The 16,184-nt window shown below is 44.7% G+C and carries 10 protein-coding genes; 4 read left to right on the forward strand and 6 right to left on the reverse strand.

Annotation, left to right across the window (positions count from 1 at the left end; translation table 11 throughout):
• Positions 1–52: 52 nt before the first annotated feature.
• On the forward strand, positions 53–3,238 hold the full coding sequence (locus R8G66_18620) for a glycosyl hydrolase (GenBank protein MDW3194397.1): 3,186 nt from the start codon (positions 53–55) through the stop codon (positions 3,236–3,238).
• 253 nt (positions 3,239–3,491) lie between these two features.
• Positions 3,492–4,076 (forward strand): Crp/Fnr family transcriptional regulator, encoded by a 585-nt coding sequence (locus R8G66_18625; protein ID MDW3194398.1) that lies wholly within the window; start codon positions 3,492–3,494, stop codon positions 4,074–4,076.
• A gap of 389 nt (positions 4,077–4,465) precedes the next feature.
• On the opposite strand, the gene R8G66_18630 is transcribed toward R8G66_18625, so the two are convergent.
• From R8G66_18630 to R8G66_18640, 3 genes are all read right to left on the reverse strand, one after another.
• Positions 4,466–6,124, reverse strand: coding sequence for a hypothetical protein (locus tag R8G66_18630; GenBank protein ID MDW3194399.1), 1,659 nt, complete (start codon positions 6,122–6,124; stop codon positions 4,466–4,468).
• Positions 6,125–6,226: 102 nt separating this feature from the next.
• Positions 6,227–8,563, reverse strand: coding sequence for a TonB-dependent receptor (locus R8G66_18635; GenBank protein ID MDW3194400.1), 2,337 nt, complete (start codon positions 8,561–8,563; stop codon positions 6,227–6,229).
• A 73-nt stretch (positions 8,564–8,636) separates the two neighbouring features.
• Positions 8,637–9,050: a Fur family transcriptional regulator gene (locus tag R8G66_18640; GenBank protein MDW3194401.1), complete on the reverse strand. Its 414-nt coding sequence runs from the start codon at positions 9,048–9,050 to the stop codon at positions 8,637–8,639.
• A gap of 164 nt (positions 9,051–9,214) precedes the next feature.
• Here R8G66_18640 and R8G66_18645 point away from each other — a divergent pair, with 164 nt between their 5' ends.
• Positions 9,215–10,252: a zinc-dependent alcohol dehydrogenase family protein gene (locus R8G66_18645; protein ID MDW3194402.1), complete on the forward strand. Its 1,038-nt coding sequence runs from the start codon at positions 9,215–9,217 to the stop codon at positions 10,250–10,252.
• Between the two features lie 23 nt (positions 10,253–10,275).
• Here R8G66_18645 and R8G66_18650 read toward each other — a convergent pair whose 3' ends face one another.
• Positions 10,276–12,735, reverse strand: coding sequence for a YfhO family protein (locus tag R8G66_18650; protein MDW3194403.1), 2,460 nt, complete (start codon positions 12,733–12,735; stop codon positions 10,276–10,278).
• Positions 12,736–12,871: 136 nt separating this feature from the next.
• On the opposite strand from R8G66_18650, the gene R8G66_18655 reads away from it, so the two are divergent.
• The gene (locus tag R8G66_18655) at positions 12,872–14,059 is read left to right on the forward strand and encodes a glycosyltransferase family 4 protein (GenBank protein MDW3194404.1); all 1,188 of its coding nucleotides are present in this window, start codon (positions 12,872–12,874) and stop codon (positions 14,057–14,059) included.
• A 9-nt stretch (positions 14,060–14,068) separates the two neighbouring features.
• On the opposite strand, the gene R8G66_18660 is transcribed toward R8G66_18655, so the two are convergent.
• Positions 14,069–14,623: a hypothetical protein gene (locus tag R8G66_18660; GenBank protein ID MDW3194405.1), complete on the reverse strand. Its 555-nt coding sequence runs from the start codon at positions 14,621–14,623 to the stop codon at positions 14,069–14,071.
• A gap of 70 nt (positions 14,624–14,693) precedes the next feature.
• Positions 14,694–16,181, reverse strand: coding sequence for an oligosaccharide flippase family protein (locus tag R8G66_18665; GenBank protein MDW3194406.1), 1,488 nt, complete (start codon positions 16,179–16,181; stop codon positions 14,694–14,696).
• Positions 16,182–16,184: the final 3 nt, after the last annotated feature.

Genomic DNA, 16,184 nt, shown 5'->3' on the forward strand with positions numbered 1-16,184 from the left:
CCCACAATTCCATATTTTACGTTACCTATTTCCAACCTAAACCCATCATCAAATGCGCGTACATTTCTCACGCTTATCTTCATTGATCTTGTTGCTATTTGCTTATGCAGGTTTCGCACAAACGCTCAGTCCTGAGCAGCTTGCACAACTTGAATTCCGTCACATTGGTCCTGTGGGCAACCGGATCATTTCCGTGACAGGAGTTGCCGAAGATCCCATGACCTACTATGTAGGAGCAGCTTCCGGTGGCATCTGGAAAACGGCTGATGGTGGATTGAACTGGCAACCTGTATTTGATCAAGAGCGCGTACATTCTATTGGTGCTTTAGCCGCTGCTCCCAGCGAACCTGAGATCGTCTATGCTGGCACGGGGGAATCATTCATTCGCTCCAATGTATCCATAGGCAATGGTGTCTGGCGAACCACGGACGGAGGTGCGAATTGGACGCATTTAGGCCTTGAAAATACCGGAAGGATCAGTCGCATTGTGGTCCATCCTAATAACCCTGAAGTTGCGTATGTAGCAGCTCTGGGACATGGTTACACCCCTCAAAAAGAACGTGGCATTTACAAGACGACCGATGGAGGAAAGACCTGGAAGCAGGTACTGCATGTAGATGCGAAAACAGGTGCATCAGATCTGGTCATGGACCCTTTCAACCCGCGTATCATGTTTGCAGGTATGTGGTCTTTGGAAATTCGACCCTGGACACGTAAAAGTGGCGGCCCCGGAGGTGGCATCTACCGTTCCTTAGATGGTGGTGAGACCTGGAACAAACTAGAAGGTAATGGCCTTCCTACAGGAGAAGTTGGAAAAATCGCGTTGGCCATGACGGCTGCGCAACAAGGACGCCTTTATGCATTGATTGAAACTGGAGACGGTATTCCTCTGGATGGCAAACCAACTAATACGGGTGAACTTTGGAGGTCTGAGAATCGCGGAAACACTTTTGCATTAATCAATTCAGACCGTGACCTAAGTGGGCGTGGCGCTTACTATACAAGGTGTAAGGCTTCCCCAGACAATCCTAATGAAATCTATTTCTTTTCAGCTGCCTATGCGACCAGTATCGACGGTGGAAAGACGGCTACCCTCGCAGCACCTGGTACCGCACCCAACTGGGATCATCATGAAATGTGGGTAGATCCCACCAATGGCAACCGGCAGATCGTCGTTGGTGATGGTGGGCTCTCCATCAGCCAAAATCGCGGCAAATCTTGGCATCGGGTTCAACTGCCAGTAGCTCAGCTCTATCACGTCACCACTGACACAGAAATCCCTTACAATGTGCTGACCAATCGCCAGGATGGCCCGTCTATGAAAGGACCGAGCAGAAGTCGCATGCAGAGCTTCTTTGGTGGTTTTATCCCTACGGGCATGTGGCATGATGTCGGTGGTGGTGAAAGTGGTTTTGCGACAGCAGATCCTACCGACCCGAACATTGTGTGGTCCAGCGCCTCGGGGTTTGGTGCACTCGGTGGTGTGGTTGTACGATACAATGAAAAAACCAAGCAATTCCGACAAGTAGAAGTTTGGCCGGAATTAACGGCAGGTACCGCCGCTGCAGATGTCAAATATCGTTTCCAATGGACGTTCCCGCTCCTCATCTCTCCTCACGATAACAATACCGTTTATGTCGCGAGTCAGTTTGTGCATCGAACCACCAATGGTGGCCAGACCTGGGAAGTAGTCAGTCCTGATCTGAGTTTGAATGATGCGAGTAAACAACAATTCTCAGGCGGATTGACCGGAGATAATATTGGCGTAGAATATGCTAATGTCGTTTACGCACTAGAAGAATCTGGCCTTAAGCAAGGCTTGTTGTGGGCAGGCACGAATGACGGACTCGTACATATCAGTCGTGACAATGGCGCCAATTGGACCAATGTCACTTCCAAGATCCCGGAAATGCCTACTTATGGCGCTGTAAGAAATATTGAAGCCTCCAAATTCGATGAAGGCACGGCGTATCTCACTGTGGACGCACATGAAATGGGTGATTTCAAACCTTATGTATACATGACCACCAACTATGGCAAGTCATGGAAAAAAATCACAACAGGAATCGAAAGTAGTACTTTGAGCTACTGCCGAATGATCAAAGAAGATCCTGTCAATTCGAATCTACTTTACCTGGGGACAGAGAATGCACTTTACTTTTCGTTGGATAAAGGAACAACCTGGCAATCCCTGATGACCAACCTCCCCTCCAGTCCTATGTATTGGATGGACATTCCTGAGCACTTCAACGATCTCGTGGTGGGTACATATGGTCGAGGTATCTGGATCCTGGATGACCTTACTCCGCTTCAGCAATTGACCAACGAAGTAGCCAGTGCTTCTGTTCATTTATTTGATCCTAAAGATGCCTATCGCTTCCATCCCGTATCGATGGTCATGCAGTTTTTCAAAGAGGCTTCCTTTGGAGATGATCCTCCAGTCGGAACTTCTTTGCATTTCTGGCAATCTGAAGACATGCCAGACAGTGTTTCATTGAACATTAGTAATGCTTCAGGAGATGTCGTCAGAACCATCAAACAAAAGGGCAAACCCGGTATCAATCGCGTCTGGTGGGATTTCAAAGAGGACGCTACCACGAAAATGGTCATGCGAACTAAACCCATCTATGCTCCCTGGTACAAACTAGATGATCAACGAACGCGTCCATCAACGGTCATGCCCATGTCTTTAACTGCCGAACCAGGTACTTATACCGTGACGCTGGAAGCTGGCGATTTCAAACAGAGTCAGACGTTCGAATTGATCAAGGATCCAAATTCCGAAGGGAGCGTTGATGATATTCGTGAACAAAAAGTATTGTTGGACAAGATCAAAGCAGATTTCGAAGAGATTTCGATAACGGTCAATGAAGCTGAAAAACTTCGCCGACAATTGCGTGACATGGTCCCAATGGTGTCCAAAGATATGGGCGAGAAAATCCTTACGTTGGATAGTATGGTAACAGATGTTGAGAACAAGATGATCCAGTTGAAACATACTGGAAAAGGCCAGGACGTCATCCGACTCCCAGGCATGTTATTAGAAAAATTGAGCTACCTGGCTTCAACCGTAGCAATTGCAGATTTCAAACCAGCAGATCAATATGTGGAAGTCTATGAAAAACTGCATATCGAATGGGTAGAGGTCAAAAAAGCCTGGGAAAAACTGAAAAGTGGAGAGGTGTCGACACTTCAGCAAGAACAAAATGTTCCATTGATTTTGGGGTCTGATTACTAACCCTGCTTTGTCAAGTTATAAAATCATAACATTTACCACCACCCTAAAGGGGAGCCAAGTTGATTTTGGTCCTTTTCCCCCGGCCGGATAAGGCTTTAGGGAATTAAAGGGTAAAAAAGGAAAGTTGACAAAGTAGGGCTAAATAAGACTCAATATCCCTGCTGTGATCTGAAATTACAGCAGGGAATCTCCCACGATACCGTATCTAAATACAAGCTTGACATGATTCGATCAAAAGATTGAATATTTGCTCATGGAATTTCAACCACTCCTGGAACACATTAATCAACGGGTAAAACTTACTTCAGAAGAGGAATCAATCATCACTTCCAGACTAAAGCTCCGCACCTTTCTGAAAGGCCAGTTTGTACAACAAGCTGGTGATGTGAGTCGACATCAATACTTCATTACCTCAGGAAGCACCAAAACGTTTTATACCGATACTGATGGTAATATGCATGTGGTAGCCATGGGCATTGAGGATTGGTGGATCGGAGATATTTGTAGCTTCAGCAATCAATTACCTGCAGACTTCCATATCCAATGTCTCGACCAAACCACGGTCATTCAGATTGCTTATTCCGATCAGGAAGCCCTCTTTGACGAAGTTCCCAAGCTAGAACGGTACTTCAGACTGGTGGTTCAAAAAGCTTATGGTAACATGTCCCTGAGGATTGTCCGAAATCACTCCATGTCCGCAAAAGAGCGGTATGTACTCTTCTTAAAATCCTACCCGGAAATTGTACAACGCGTTCCACAGTACGTCATTGCTTCGTATCTCGGTATCACCAAAGAATTTTTGAGCAGTATTAGGAAACAACTGTCAACTGAAGCTTAAACTAAGTCGGGTTCAGACCAGAGTTGCGAAACGATCTGAGTTTGGTATGAAAATCCAAAAACTGCTTGATCCACTATGTTCAGGTATTTGAAGTTTGAGATTGACTGACCGTCAATACAATAGAAGCCATCCCGACAGAGATGGCTTCCACACTAACCTAGTATTTGAATACTTTAAAATAAAATCAACCTTTAAAGTATGCTTTACTGAACACTAAGCTATACATGCAATTGTATTGCATTTACAGTTGCAAAGCAACTATATGACGTTAATTAACAATAATATTACGTAAATGGTGTACTCAGCGAAAGCTGGCATAGGCAATTGCTAAAAGTGTCTATAAACAAAAAGGGCCATCGAAAGATGGCCCTTTAAGCAATTAACCTAGTTTATTGTATTGAAATATTAAATTCAATATCAATATCCGTCCCTCCATCCTCTACGGTGGAAGTAGCCGTTTTTAAATCAGGCTGATGTTTTAGTACCACTCTGAACTTGCCTGCCTCTGAAGTAGCAGAACCTGCAGTCCAGTTGGTGGACAAGCCTATTGGCAATCCGTTAGTGTCTTCATCATTGTAATTGAGAGCATCGTCTCTGTTGTCTATATTACCATCTCCTGTCGGATCTGAGAAAATGTCCGCAGTGAACTCAAAGAAGAACATGTGCTCATCAGCTTCTTCTTCAATTTCTTCTGTTATATTCTCGATCTCCGTTCCTAATGTATTGGCCAAAGTGATCGACATTTCATAGGTTGTTCCTGCAGTTAAGTTGATATCATCAATGGTAGGGTTTCCTACTCCCTCACCATCTTCATCAAACCATTTTACCTCGATAGCATCGCCACCACCTGCTGGAGTGAAAGTCAACACTACCTCATTAATTACTTCCTCTTCATCATTGTGACCGTGTCCTTCTTCTTCGATGTGCAAAGGGAACGTGATGTCAATGTCCGTTCCACCTATAGTTGCATCAGAAGTGGCCGTTTTCTCATCAGGCTGGTGTTTCAAGACAATTCGGAACTCTCCTTCCATTTCTGAATGATCTCCAGCAGTCCATGAGGTGGACAATCCTACTGGCAAGCCATTTTCATCCTCATCTCCGTAGTTCAATGGATCAGCGCTATTATCGATGTTTCCATCGCCTTCAGGATCTGAGAAGTATCCTTCGGTGAATGCGTAGAAGAATTGATGCTCTGCCCCTTCAGTTTCAATTTCAGCGGTAATGTCCTCCGGCTCCATGCCCAAAGTATTGGTCAGCGTAAGGGTCATTTCATATGTCACACCTTCTTCAAGCTCAATCTCATCAATCGTTGGTGTTCCTACACCTGCACCGTCTTCATCAAACCAGGTAGCAGTGATCGCATCTTCTCCATTATCAGGAGTGAAAGTCAAAACCACTTCATTGATTTCTTCTTCGTCATCATTGTGACCATGTCCTTCCTCTTCAATGTGCAATGGGAAAGTAATGTCTACATCCGTTCCACCTACTGAGATATCAGAGGCTTCAGTTTTCAATTCAGGTTGGTGCTTCAAAATGATTCTGAATTCGCCTTCTGTCTCTGAGTGATCTCCGGCAGTCCAGGTGGTAGAAAGCCCTACAGGCAATCCATTTGCATCCGTATCGTTGTAATTAATGGCATCTGCGCGATTATCAATGTTTCCATCTCCTTCGGGAGAAGAGAAAAAGCCATCGGTAAAGGCAAAAAAGAACATATGGTCCGCGTCTTCCGCCTGGATTTCTGCGGTGATATCTTCATCCTCCGTTCCCAAAGTATTGGTGAGGGTCATGGTCATGGTATAAGTCACACCTTCTTCCAATTCAATTTCATCAATCACTGGAGACCCGGAACCTTCACCATCTTCATCAAACCACGTGGCAGTAATGGCATCCTCCCCATTATCAGGAGTGAACGTTAATGCCACCCTGGTGATTTCTTCCTCTTCTTCCTCGCCCCCGCCCATTGGCGCAGGATCATCTTCTGTACAGCTTACTACAAAAGCCAGCCCCAGTACTATGAATAAATAAAATAATGATTTAATGTTTTTCATGTTCTTGTTAGCGTATCATGATTTTCCAATTGCAATACTATTGCATTTATTTAATCTTCGCAATAAACCTACATCTGATTTTATTTCGCAACAAAGGTGCAATTAAAATTTATAGCCGATAGAGATTGTAATGTTCCTGCCGGGAGATTCGGAAAAATAGCGTAAACGGTCAGTATAGACACGATAAGCTGTGTTCAGCACATTATTGGCCTTTATTTCCACTGTAAAATCACCTGGCTGATAACTCATTTTAGCACCTAAAAGCAGAAAATCATCCGGTGCCGCCATAAAATCAAAGATCTGATTCGGATCGACAAATACGTCATTTTGTTGGAAATCTGTTGGTTGGATTACGGGAGGTGCATTCCACTGCCGAGCGGAATAATTGAAGCTGAGTCCCGCACCCCACCTACCCCTTAGGTAGTCAATCGAGTAGTTTGCATTGAAAGGGGGGATTTCTATGAACGGTTGATTATTCTCTAATTCAGTAGCCCGGACGTAGGAAAGCTTTAGTTCAGACGTCCAGTATGGAGTGTGCTTGTAGCGAATGTCCCAATCACTCCCGATGAACCGTGCATTGGTCTGATCGTACAAAAAATATGGAAAAGTACCTGCGACATTGGTCGTCACGCCAAATGGCCTTAAGAAGATGTAATCATTGATCAAATTGACATAAAAGACAAATTCCGCATTGATCTTTTCACTTTTCCATTCCAGACCAGACACCCATTTGTAGCTTTTCTCGGAGGGCACTTCTCGATCTGTTTCATCAAAAACTCCATTCAAAGGAGTTGCAATACTAAAAGGTGGGTCTCTATCCGGTCTCGGGGTAATTTGATATCGCCAAAGGCCGAACTGAATCCTCGAAAAATGATAACCGAAGGAATACAATTCAGACACATTTGGCGGACGCCAGGCAGAGCCGATGTTAGAAAATAAGGACCAATTCCGATTAAGTTCATGTCGAAACCCAAGGGTAAAGGTGGCATTCGAGAAATCGACTTCATTCGCATAAACGGCTACATCCCGGATAGTATCCGCAACACTGAGGGTTTGATAATCAAATCGAACGCCTAATTCTACGACAGACTTATCGAAATTCAGGGACTGGACCGTAAATGCTCCTACGTTGAAGACATCATAGTCCGGAACAAAATTGATTGGATTTGACCCTGGCTCATTCACGCTGTTTTGAGTGAATAGCTGAATTCCTGAGCTACCGTTCCAACGTCCTTGTTCCGGTTGAATCCATTCAATCTCAGCCGTCTGAGACTTCAATTCCAAATCAATTACCGGACGATCATTGAGTTCTCCACGACGCACATCAAACTCTCTTCTTATATTTTGCTGAAATGCATACTGTAGGTTGATGACATGTTCCCCCAGAAAAAAAGACAGGTTGGTATTGATCAAACCGTGTTCTGTATCTTGTTTGGGATTCTGGATATCATACGATGGGTCCAGTGTTGGACTTGGTTCTCCCCGATCGATGGCGCGTTGTAGGTCATCCAGGTTACCTACAATAGAACCTCTCAATATGCCTAGTTCCTGATTGAAATAACTACCTGATACCTGCAGATCGAAGAATTTTTGATGCAAAAGCGTATTGAAGCTAGCACCATATTCTCTTCTTCCTGTATTGGTGAGGTCGTAATTTGGCGTTTTCAAATCCCCCTGATAGATGCCAAACCCTCCAACATTCCACGCAAATCGATGGGCTCCATGTCCTACATTGAAATTGCCCGTTCCTGCGCGTCCATTCGTATGATAGGCATAACCAAATGAACCATTGAGGTCCTTATCAAAAGCTGGTCTTTTTGAATTGTATAGGATTACTCCGCCTAATGCTTCCGGGCCATATTTCACGGTGCCTGCGCCCTTTACTATTTCGATCCGGTCGACATGGGAAGGATCGATTTCCGGGGCGTGCTCAAGCCCCCAAACCTGAAAAGCATGTCTCACACCATCATTGATGACCAATACGCGATTAGAATGCAAGCCGTGAATGATGGGTTTCGAAATGTTAGCGCCGGTTTTCAGCACAGAAACGCCACTCATTTCCTCTGTCAGTTCTCCAATTGAGGAATTTACTACAGCCAACTGACTCAATTCTTTCTTCTGGATAGCGACAGATTTCAGTTCTTCCTGATAAGCGTCTTCCACAACTACACTTTCGAGTAATTGGTCATCTACTGCGAGAAAGATTTTCGGACTCGCATGGTAAGTATCATGGTGATGCACGACTTGCTTGTACCCTACATGCGAGACAATCAGATCCATTTCCTCATCGCACAACCCTTTCAAGGTGAAACGACCGTCAATATCCGTAGTAGTCCCCCGCACATTGCTCTCCTTGCCTTTATGAGACTCACTGGTCAGTTGGATCGTCGCAAATGGAATGGGCTCTTTGGATTCCATGTCCATGACAACACCCGTCACTACAAAATCACAATTCAACTGGGAAAAAGCACTATTGCTGATCAGCAACAATAGCACCCATACGAAAAGGGTTTTAGGCACAGGATTTACAAATTCCGTTCAGGATGAGATTGGCTTCTTTTATTTGGTATCCGGGAACGACGATAGTCGGAACGTGTTGCTCAAGGCATTCCGTAGTGCCACACTCTTCACATTTGAAATGAATATGATCATGATGATGTTCACCGGAATCACAGGTATCATGGCACAAGCCGTAGGTAGCAAACCCACTATCACTGGGAATTTTGTGAAGGACCCCTTGTTCGGTAAAGGAATTGAGTGTCCGGTAAAGCGTTACCCGATCATACCCATTGAACTCTTCTTCCAGGTCTTTAAAAGACAGAGCCTTTTCCTGACGCAAAAAGAATTCCAGAACGTCTATTCGACCATCGGTGATTCTTAACTTATGATTTTTAAGAATTTTTTTAACCTCGCTGAAGCGTGCCATGATGCAATAACCTATATTCTTGCAAATTAGTTGCAAAAGAGTAATTTTCTCAATTATCTCCGAGGAAAATTTCTTACATCCACTGATCAAGGGTGTTTAACATAAGCTTAGAAAGGTCGGCTACAGTTCAGCGTTAAATCCGAATAGCTCATATCTTGCAACCTATGAAAGCCATCAGCTACGAATCATTCGGAGGAGCACTGTCCTATGGAAATCTACCAGATCCAGAAGCCAAAGCGGCATCAGTGGTCATAAACGTAAAAGCAACCGGGCTCTGTCGCAGTGACTGGCACGGATGGATGGGCCATGATGCCGACATTGTCTTACCTCATGTACCTGGTCATGAATTTGCCGGGGAGGTTGTAGAAGTGGGTGCTGACATCAAAAAATGGGCTCCGGGAGATCGGGTCACCGTTCCTTTTGTAAGTGGATGTGGCCATTGCGAACCTTGCGTGAGTGGCAACCAACAAGTATGTCATCAGCAGTTCCAACCTGGATTCACAGCCTGGGGCTCTTTTGCTCAATACGTTGCCATAGATTATGCGGACCATAACCTGGTACGCCTTCCTGAAGAAATGACGTATGAAACAGCGGCCAGTCTGGGTTGTCGATTCATCACTGCTTTTCGTGCGATCGTGGATATTGGGAATGTGAAAGGCGGTGAATGGGTTACCGTTTTCGGATGTGGAGGTGTCGGACTTTCGGCCATCATGATCGCAGCAACGATGGGTGCGCAAGTCATCGCCATTGACATTGACGACCAAAAATTAACTGAGGCGGAGAAAGTAGGTGCCTGTGCAACACTCAATGACAAAAATACCGCCGACCTGATTGATGCCATCAAGTCCCTGACCAATGGCGGTGCGCATTTATCGGTTGATGCGTTAGGTAGTCAGGAAACCTGTTATAATTCAATCGCCAATCTGCGAACCCAGGGCCGACAAGTGCAGGTCGGACTCATGGCTGGCAATGATCTGAATCCTTCAATACCGATGCATCTGGTAATCGCTAAAGAGTTGAGTATCCACGGCAGTCATGGCATGCAATCCTATCGCTACCCCGCGGTATTTGACATGATCAAAACAGGCAAATTGAAACCTGAGATACTGATCGGCGATACAATTTCATTAATGGAAGTGGTGGAGAGACTCCCAAATATGAATTCCTTTCCTGGTACAGGAGTCACTGTTATTTCAGTGTAAAACAATCACTTATCATGTTGGACTCACGCATTAACTGCTGCCTCCTTCCTGTAATCGGTGAATAGAAATACCAGAAAGAGAGCAATGAATGTTAGCGCTACAGCCATATTCATTTTGCTACCCAACAAGTAAGCCCGAGGTTTGAACTCCAACACAATCTCATGCTCCCCTGCCGGAACCTGTAATGCTCGCAATACATAGTTGCTTCTAAGAATTTCTACTTTTTCACCATCGATGGTGGCCTCCCATCCTTTAGGGTAATAGATCTCTGAAAAGACCGCTAAAGCATCACCAGTAGTGGAAGTTTGATAGGTGATCTTCTTTGGTGTATGTTCCTGTACTCGAATTTGGCCATTGCTAAATTGAGTACTCATCAGCGGAAAATCTGTTGTATTTACCACGGCTGTGGTTTTGGTATTGATCTCCCCTAACTGGTCCATTTCTTCATTGGCCGTAGTTGCTGATACAACATCGGTGACAAACCATGCAGGGCCATTCGCCACATTATTGGGTAGCACACCATTGGCCTCATCACTGTACTTGAAATATTTAGTATTGAGCATATTGAGCACACCCAGATCACTGAAGTCGCGACTACCACTCTGCAATCCCTGGATCAACTCATTCATTTCGGATGCAATCTGGTGCTCAATCAATTCCTGATAGCGCCCCATTTTCGCTCCGTGATAGCCACCTATCGAGCTGTGGAATTGAGAAGTATGTCCTTCATTAAAAGGATTCAGAAGATTCAATACGCGATAGCCTTCGCTTTTATCATTCAATATGAAATTGTCCGCTGCGGAAGCACTTCTCAATCCATCATTTCTAACACGCTCAAAGTTATCTTCATTCAAGTAGCGTTTATCGACCATGAGGCAATCCAAGGTCGCCAGACCAATGATTGCTATCAGGCCAATGTTCATACTTATTTTCTCTTTGGTGATGGCCCAGAGGACCCCAAAAGCAGCCAGGACAAAAAAGGCAGACCTTAGGGCATCCATGCGAAGTAGACTGGCCCGGTCTTCCCTCAGAGCGTCAATGTACCAGTCAGGCACTTGTTGGGCCAGCTGCTCATCAACGGCTCCTCGATAACTACCGATACCTGCCAAAATCGCGGCAAGAATGGCAAAACCGGCAGTACCGGCTGCTGCGTACAACAGTTTCTTTTTGTTTTCAGGAGTTGTATTGGTCAATACTTCATTCAATCCTTGCGCCCCTAGAAGGACCAATCCGAACATACTGATGATGATCGCAAAAGTGGGTGCCCGGAATTTATTATAACCTGGAAAGTAATCGAACATGAAATAATTGAAGCCTTGTAGTGTATCTCCCCAACTTAACATGATCCCGAAAGCAATAATGATCACCAACCAAAGTTTCTCTCTTAGCTTCAAGGTAAGTAAGCCTAACACCACCATGAATATGGCAATGGAGCCCAGATAATAAGGTGCCGAAAGACGTTGTGGACCCCAATAAGTGGTCACAGATTGTAAGGAGCTATTGATTTGTTGCCGTGGAACACCATTCTTCCTTAATGCAGTGCCCAATGCCGAATCTTCGTCCAACTCCTGAAAAGAAGATCCGCCATACCAATTGGGAATGAACATCACCATAGGTTCCAAAAGCGCATTACTGAATTCAAACGCATAATCTTTGTCAAGTCCTGAATTTTTGGTTTCACCATCCTTGACGTATTCATTCTTACCTCGGGTGGAGTATTCGCTGTATTCCATTAGTGTCCACAATTGCCCGGTATTTGCGGCGACTCCCAATAGTGCTGCAAATAGGAGAACTGGAACTTTTTTGGTCAGGAAACTGAGGTCTTTTTCAATCGCTGCAATGGCCAGATAGCTCTTGCCCATGATCCATACGATCAACGCCAGATAGTAGGTGATCTGTAGGTGGTTTACCCTGATTTCGAGGGCTAATCCAATGGCCGTCAATAAAAAGCCCCATTTCAGTTTTCCATCCATGACCAGCTTGAGCCCTGCAATGACCAGCGGCATCATCGCTATTGCGGCCACTTTCGCGGTATGACCCGCACTTAGACCGATGATGATGAAAGAGGTGGACCCAAAAAACAAAGCCCCCAATGCTGCCACCAGTGGTTTAACCCGGTAGGTCAACAACAGGATATACATGCTTAGAAAGCCTAGAAAGACCAGGCTGAAAGGACGTCCGAGCCCAGGACTCAAGAACTTGGTCAGAAAAATGGTCAGATCCCAATCATATCTTACAGAGATAAGGTAGGCTGGCATCCCGCCAAACAAAGAGTTCGTCCATAAGGCTTCTTCACCGGTTTTCTCACGATAATCTATCGCTTCTTCGGCTGTACCTCGCCACTGAGAAATATCGTGTTGACTCAATACCTCTCCATTAATGATGCCCGGATAAAACAGGATCAGGATCACGACATAGAAAAATGCAATGATCGCAACGTGAGTGAGGGCTTCTTTTCGCAGTTGTGGCGTATTTATATTCATGCTTGCGCTTTTTTGAACAAATCGTATGCAGATTTGCTGCTCGAAGATATTTATTGAACCCAATCTTCAAGTATTTTTCGAGATAATATTATTCACTCCCTTTAAAACTTATGTCTGGTAAGCAAAATATGAGGTTATGAGGATAGGAATGATTCTGGATGCGTCTTTTCCACCTGACCCTCGAGTAGAAAACGAGGCAGTAACCCTGATCCAGGCTGGGCATGAGGTTTTTCTATTTTGTTTCGATTTTACCGGTGATTGGCCTCAAAAAGAAGAGATCAATGGCATTCATGTCAGGAGAATTCAGCCTGGAAAATTGACCTATAAGTTATCGGCACTCGCCTATACCGTTCCTTTTTATCATTGGACACTCGCCAGCTCACTACGCGCCTTCATCGAAACCAACGCAGTGGAAGCCTTGCACATTCACGACATGCAGGTGGCTCAGGGCGTTTTTGAAGTCAATAAGCAATTCAAGCTTCCTGTAACCATTGACCTGCACGAGAACCGACCAGAGATCATGAGGTACTACAAGCATGTCAGTTCTGGCATGGGCAAATGGCTGATCAGTCCCAAGGCCTGGAAGCGAAATGAATACCGGTTCATTCAAGAAGCAGATAAAGTCGTGGTAGTCACGGATGAAGCGAGAGACTATTATGTTGAAGAAATACCGGTAGCCCCTGAGAAGTTCTATGTGGTTCCAAACACGATTCGCGAGGATTTTTACACGAAATTCCACCGTGATGAAACGATTATTTCGCAGTACAAGGATCATTTCACTTTGCTCTACGTCGGTGACACTGGATACCGCAGAGGATTGAAAACCGTCATCGAGGCGCTTGATCTTTTGGTTCCCTCCATCAAAAATCTCAAGGTAGTGATCGTTGGTGATAGTACTTATGATGATACCTGGAAGCAACTGGTGGCTGAATCAGGCCATGAAGCGCATGTAGACCTCAAAGGCTGGCAAAGTTTTGAACTGTTCCAGTCTTACATTCTTGCCGCCGACATTGGCATTTGTCCCATTCATCGCAACATACATCACGATACCACATTTGCCAATAAGCTGTTTCAATACATGGCATTTGGCAAACCGATAGTGGTCAGCGACTGCCCGTCTCAAGCCAACCTGGTTCGGAAATTCAACACGGGACTGGTGCACAAAGCACAGGACAGCAAAGGATTTGCAGCACAAGTCCTGAAGTTGTATCAGGATAAAGCGTTGTACGAACAGCTCTCAGAAAACGCATCGCAGGCCACCAAAAACGAATTGAACTGGAAAGTGCTCTCCAAACAGATTGTTAAAGCATACGAAGCAGATTAAATGACCACTTTATTTAGAAAACAGTCGCTTCAACCTGAATAAGAAAGAGTTCAGGTTAAATCTGATTGTGGCAAATTTCTGATCTCCGTGTGCATTGTGGATTTTAGAAAATTCTGCCACCGCGAGATCATAATCTCCTTCCGCCCCGATCAACTCCCAAAATGTTCGAAAATCAGTCTCAAATTGCTCAATATGGAAATCCATTTTTCTGGATTTATCACGGAGGAATAGCTCAATATTATCAGTAATAGTATCGACGTAATCCACTGCCATTTGTAGCTTTTCTTCAGCGGACAGCTCTGATACCCTATGGATCTTGATCCCTTCAGAAAACGCATCAATGATGCTACGTGGAAAGCCAAACCTTTTGGTAAAACTGGTGGCTGTTTTTTGTTTATCCCGATGTAAATGAACATAGATCGCTTCATCGCCAAAGCATTTGTCCAGGGTTCCCAGGAACCAACTCAGGCGATTGTCTATTTCTATGTGTTGATCCTCAAAAGCAAAACGGTCAGCGCCAAACGCTTTCATAAGCGTTTCATGCCCGCATCTGTAATTGGTCATATGCCGGCAAGCATTGTATAGAGATAAAGAGCCGTTCCTTCCAGTACACAAAACAAAAACCCTCATGCTGTTAATTTAACCCGACCTTCTTTAAAACTATCTTTACCACACCTTCTGCTTCAGCCGATGCCCCAAAAAACAATACTGCTCCACCAAAAACCAACGTAGTAGCCAAGGATCGGACCACAATGTTCCAAAAGGCGTTGAAAGGAATGGGTATCCAATAAAACAGGGCAAATGTGATTAATCCAATGATCAGTGCTTTAAGGTGGTTGATCGACCAGGGAGAAAGCCCCATAGTCTTCAAAATAATGATGTATCTGGAAACCACGCTCAGCAAAACTACCAGCAACATTGCCATAGCAGCCCCACTAATACCCATCGTTGGTATGAGCGTAACATTCAAAATGATCATGATCAGGCCACTCACCCACAAGATATGCAGGTTGTAATTTCGATATCCTGAAAAGACCAGCACTTCACCTGCAGTCCCTCCTACCATCAACAACACTTTCGCCGCTCCTATCCAGACAACCACTTCAAATCCTTGTCGAAAGATGTCCCCTTTTGGGATCAGCATAAACAGGTCTTCCAGATTGGTCATGATCCCGATGAAGATCAAAAAACTGAGCAGAGACAGGTTCAGGGATGAACGCACATACATGTCCTTCACTCCGGCCATGTCATTTTCACTAAAAAGCTTAGCGTAAATCGGTGAGGTGATCTGAGAAGTAGCGCGTTTGGGCATTTCAATGATCGTCGCCAGGTAAAGACAGGTCACAAAAATACCATTGGCTTCCAGGCCGAGATACGTAGAAGTCAATACCGATCCCAAATTGAGAATAAGGGAGGTGCCTATCCCCATGAACAACACGTATGCTCCAAAATCTCTGGTTTCCTTCAACCATTCCCTGGTCAGTAAACCGGGCTTAAAAACCAGCCTGAATGGGTATTTGATGTAACCCAATAGGGCCACAAAAAGGGTCGTAGAAAGGTAATTGATCGATATGCCTGCAATCAGCCACTCAAAATCGATGTATCCCATGCCGTAGCCGATGATCAGGAAAACGATCACCATACGCAGGTGTACTTCTTTGAAGTAATTTGGAATGGTAATATTATAGTGCGCCCGGTAAAACGCAGCAAAATACTCGTATAGGCTTTGTGAAAACAAGATAAAGAAAGAGACGTAGATGTAAGACAGATAAGCTTCGGACTTCTCTGCAAATGCAGCCTCCACATAAGGCAGAAAGGCCATGAGCAATCCTAACAAGATGAGGTTTCCTAATATGACCAGAGTCGTCTGAAAAATATAATAAGTACTCTTCAACTCCTGATCTTCCCCAAATTGTGGGTGATATTTAACCAGGGTACGAGGCATCCCTAAGGAAGCGATTGGAACCAGGAACATGCCATTGGTCTGGATCAATCGGATCAGACCGATCTGATCAATGCTCAGAAAAGTAGGGAACAAAACAAAGGTATTGATGTACCCAAGGGCTACTCCGAAATAGGTTAAAAACGAAACCCAAAAAGCCTGTCTGATGACAATCCCCATGCT

This window comes from Cytophagales bacterium, from assembly GCA_033344775.1.
Classification (GTDB): Bacteria; Bacteroidota; Bacteroidia; order Cytophagales; family Cyclobacteriaceae; genus JAWPMT01.

What these genes read in the sequence shown, in the direction of transcription:
- R8G66_18620 (MDW3194397.1), top strand. Translation starts at nt 53, where the DNA reads ATGCGCGTACATTTCTCACGCTTATCTTCATTGATCTTGTTGCTATTT.
- R8G66_18625 (MDW3194398.1), top strand. Translation starts at nt 3,492, where the DNA reads ATGGAATTTCAACCACTCCTGGAACACATTAATCAACGGGTAAAACTT.
- R8G66_18630 (MDW3194399.1), bottom strand. Translation starts at nt 6,124, where the DNA reads ATGAAAAACATTAAATCATTATTTTATTTATTCATAGTACTGGGGCTG.
- R8G66_18640 (MDW3194401.1), bottom strand. Translation starts at nt 9,050, where the DNA reads ATGGCACGCTTCAGCGAGGTTAAAAAAATTCTTAAAAATCATAAGTTA.
- R8G66_18645 (MDW3194402.1), top strand. Translation starts at nt 9,215, where the DNA reads ATGAAAGCCATCAGCTACGAATCATTCGGAGGAGCACTGTCCTATGGA.
- R8G66_18650 (MDW3194403.1), bottom strand. Translation starts at nt 12,735, where the DNA reads ATGAATATAAATACGCCACAACTGCGAAAAGAAGCCCTCACTCACGTT.
- R8G66_18655 (MDW3194404.1), top strand. Translation starts at nt 12,872, where the DNA reads ATGAGGATAGGAATGATTCTGGATGCGTCTTTTCCACCTGACCCTCGA.
- R8G66_18660 (MDW3194405.1), bottom strand. Translation starts at nt 14,623, where the DNA reads ATGACCAATTACAGATGCGGGCATGAAACGCTTATGAAAGCGTTTGGC.
- R8G66_18665 (MDW3194406.1), bottom strand. Translation starts at nt 16,181, where the DNA reads ATGGGGATTGTCATCAGACAGGCTTTTTGGGTTTCGTTTTTAACCTAT.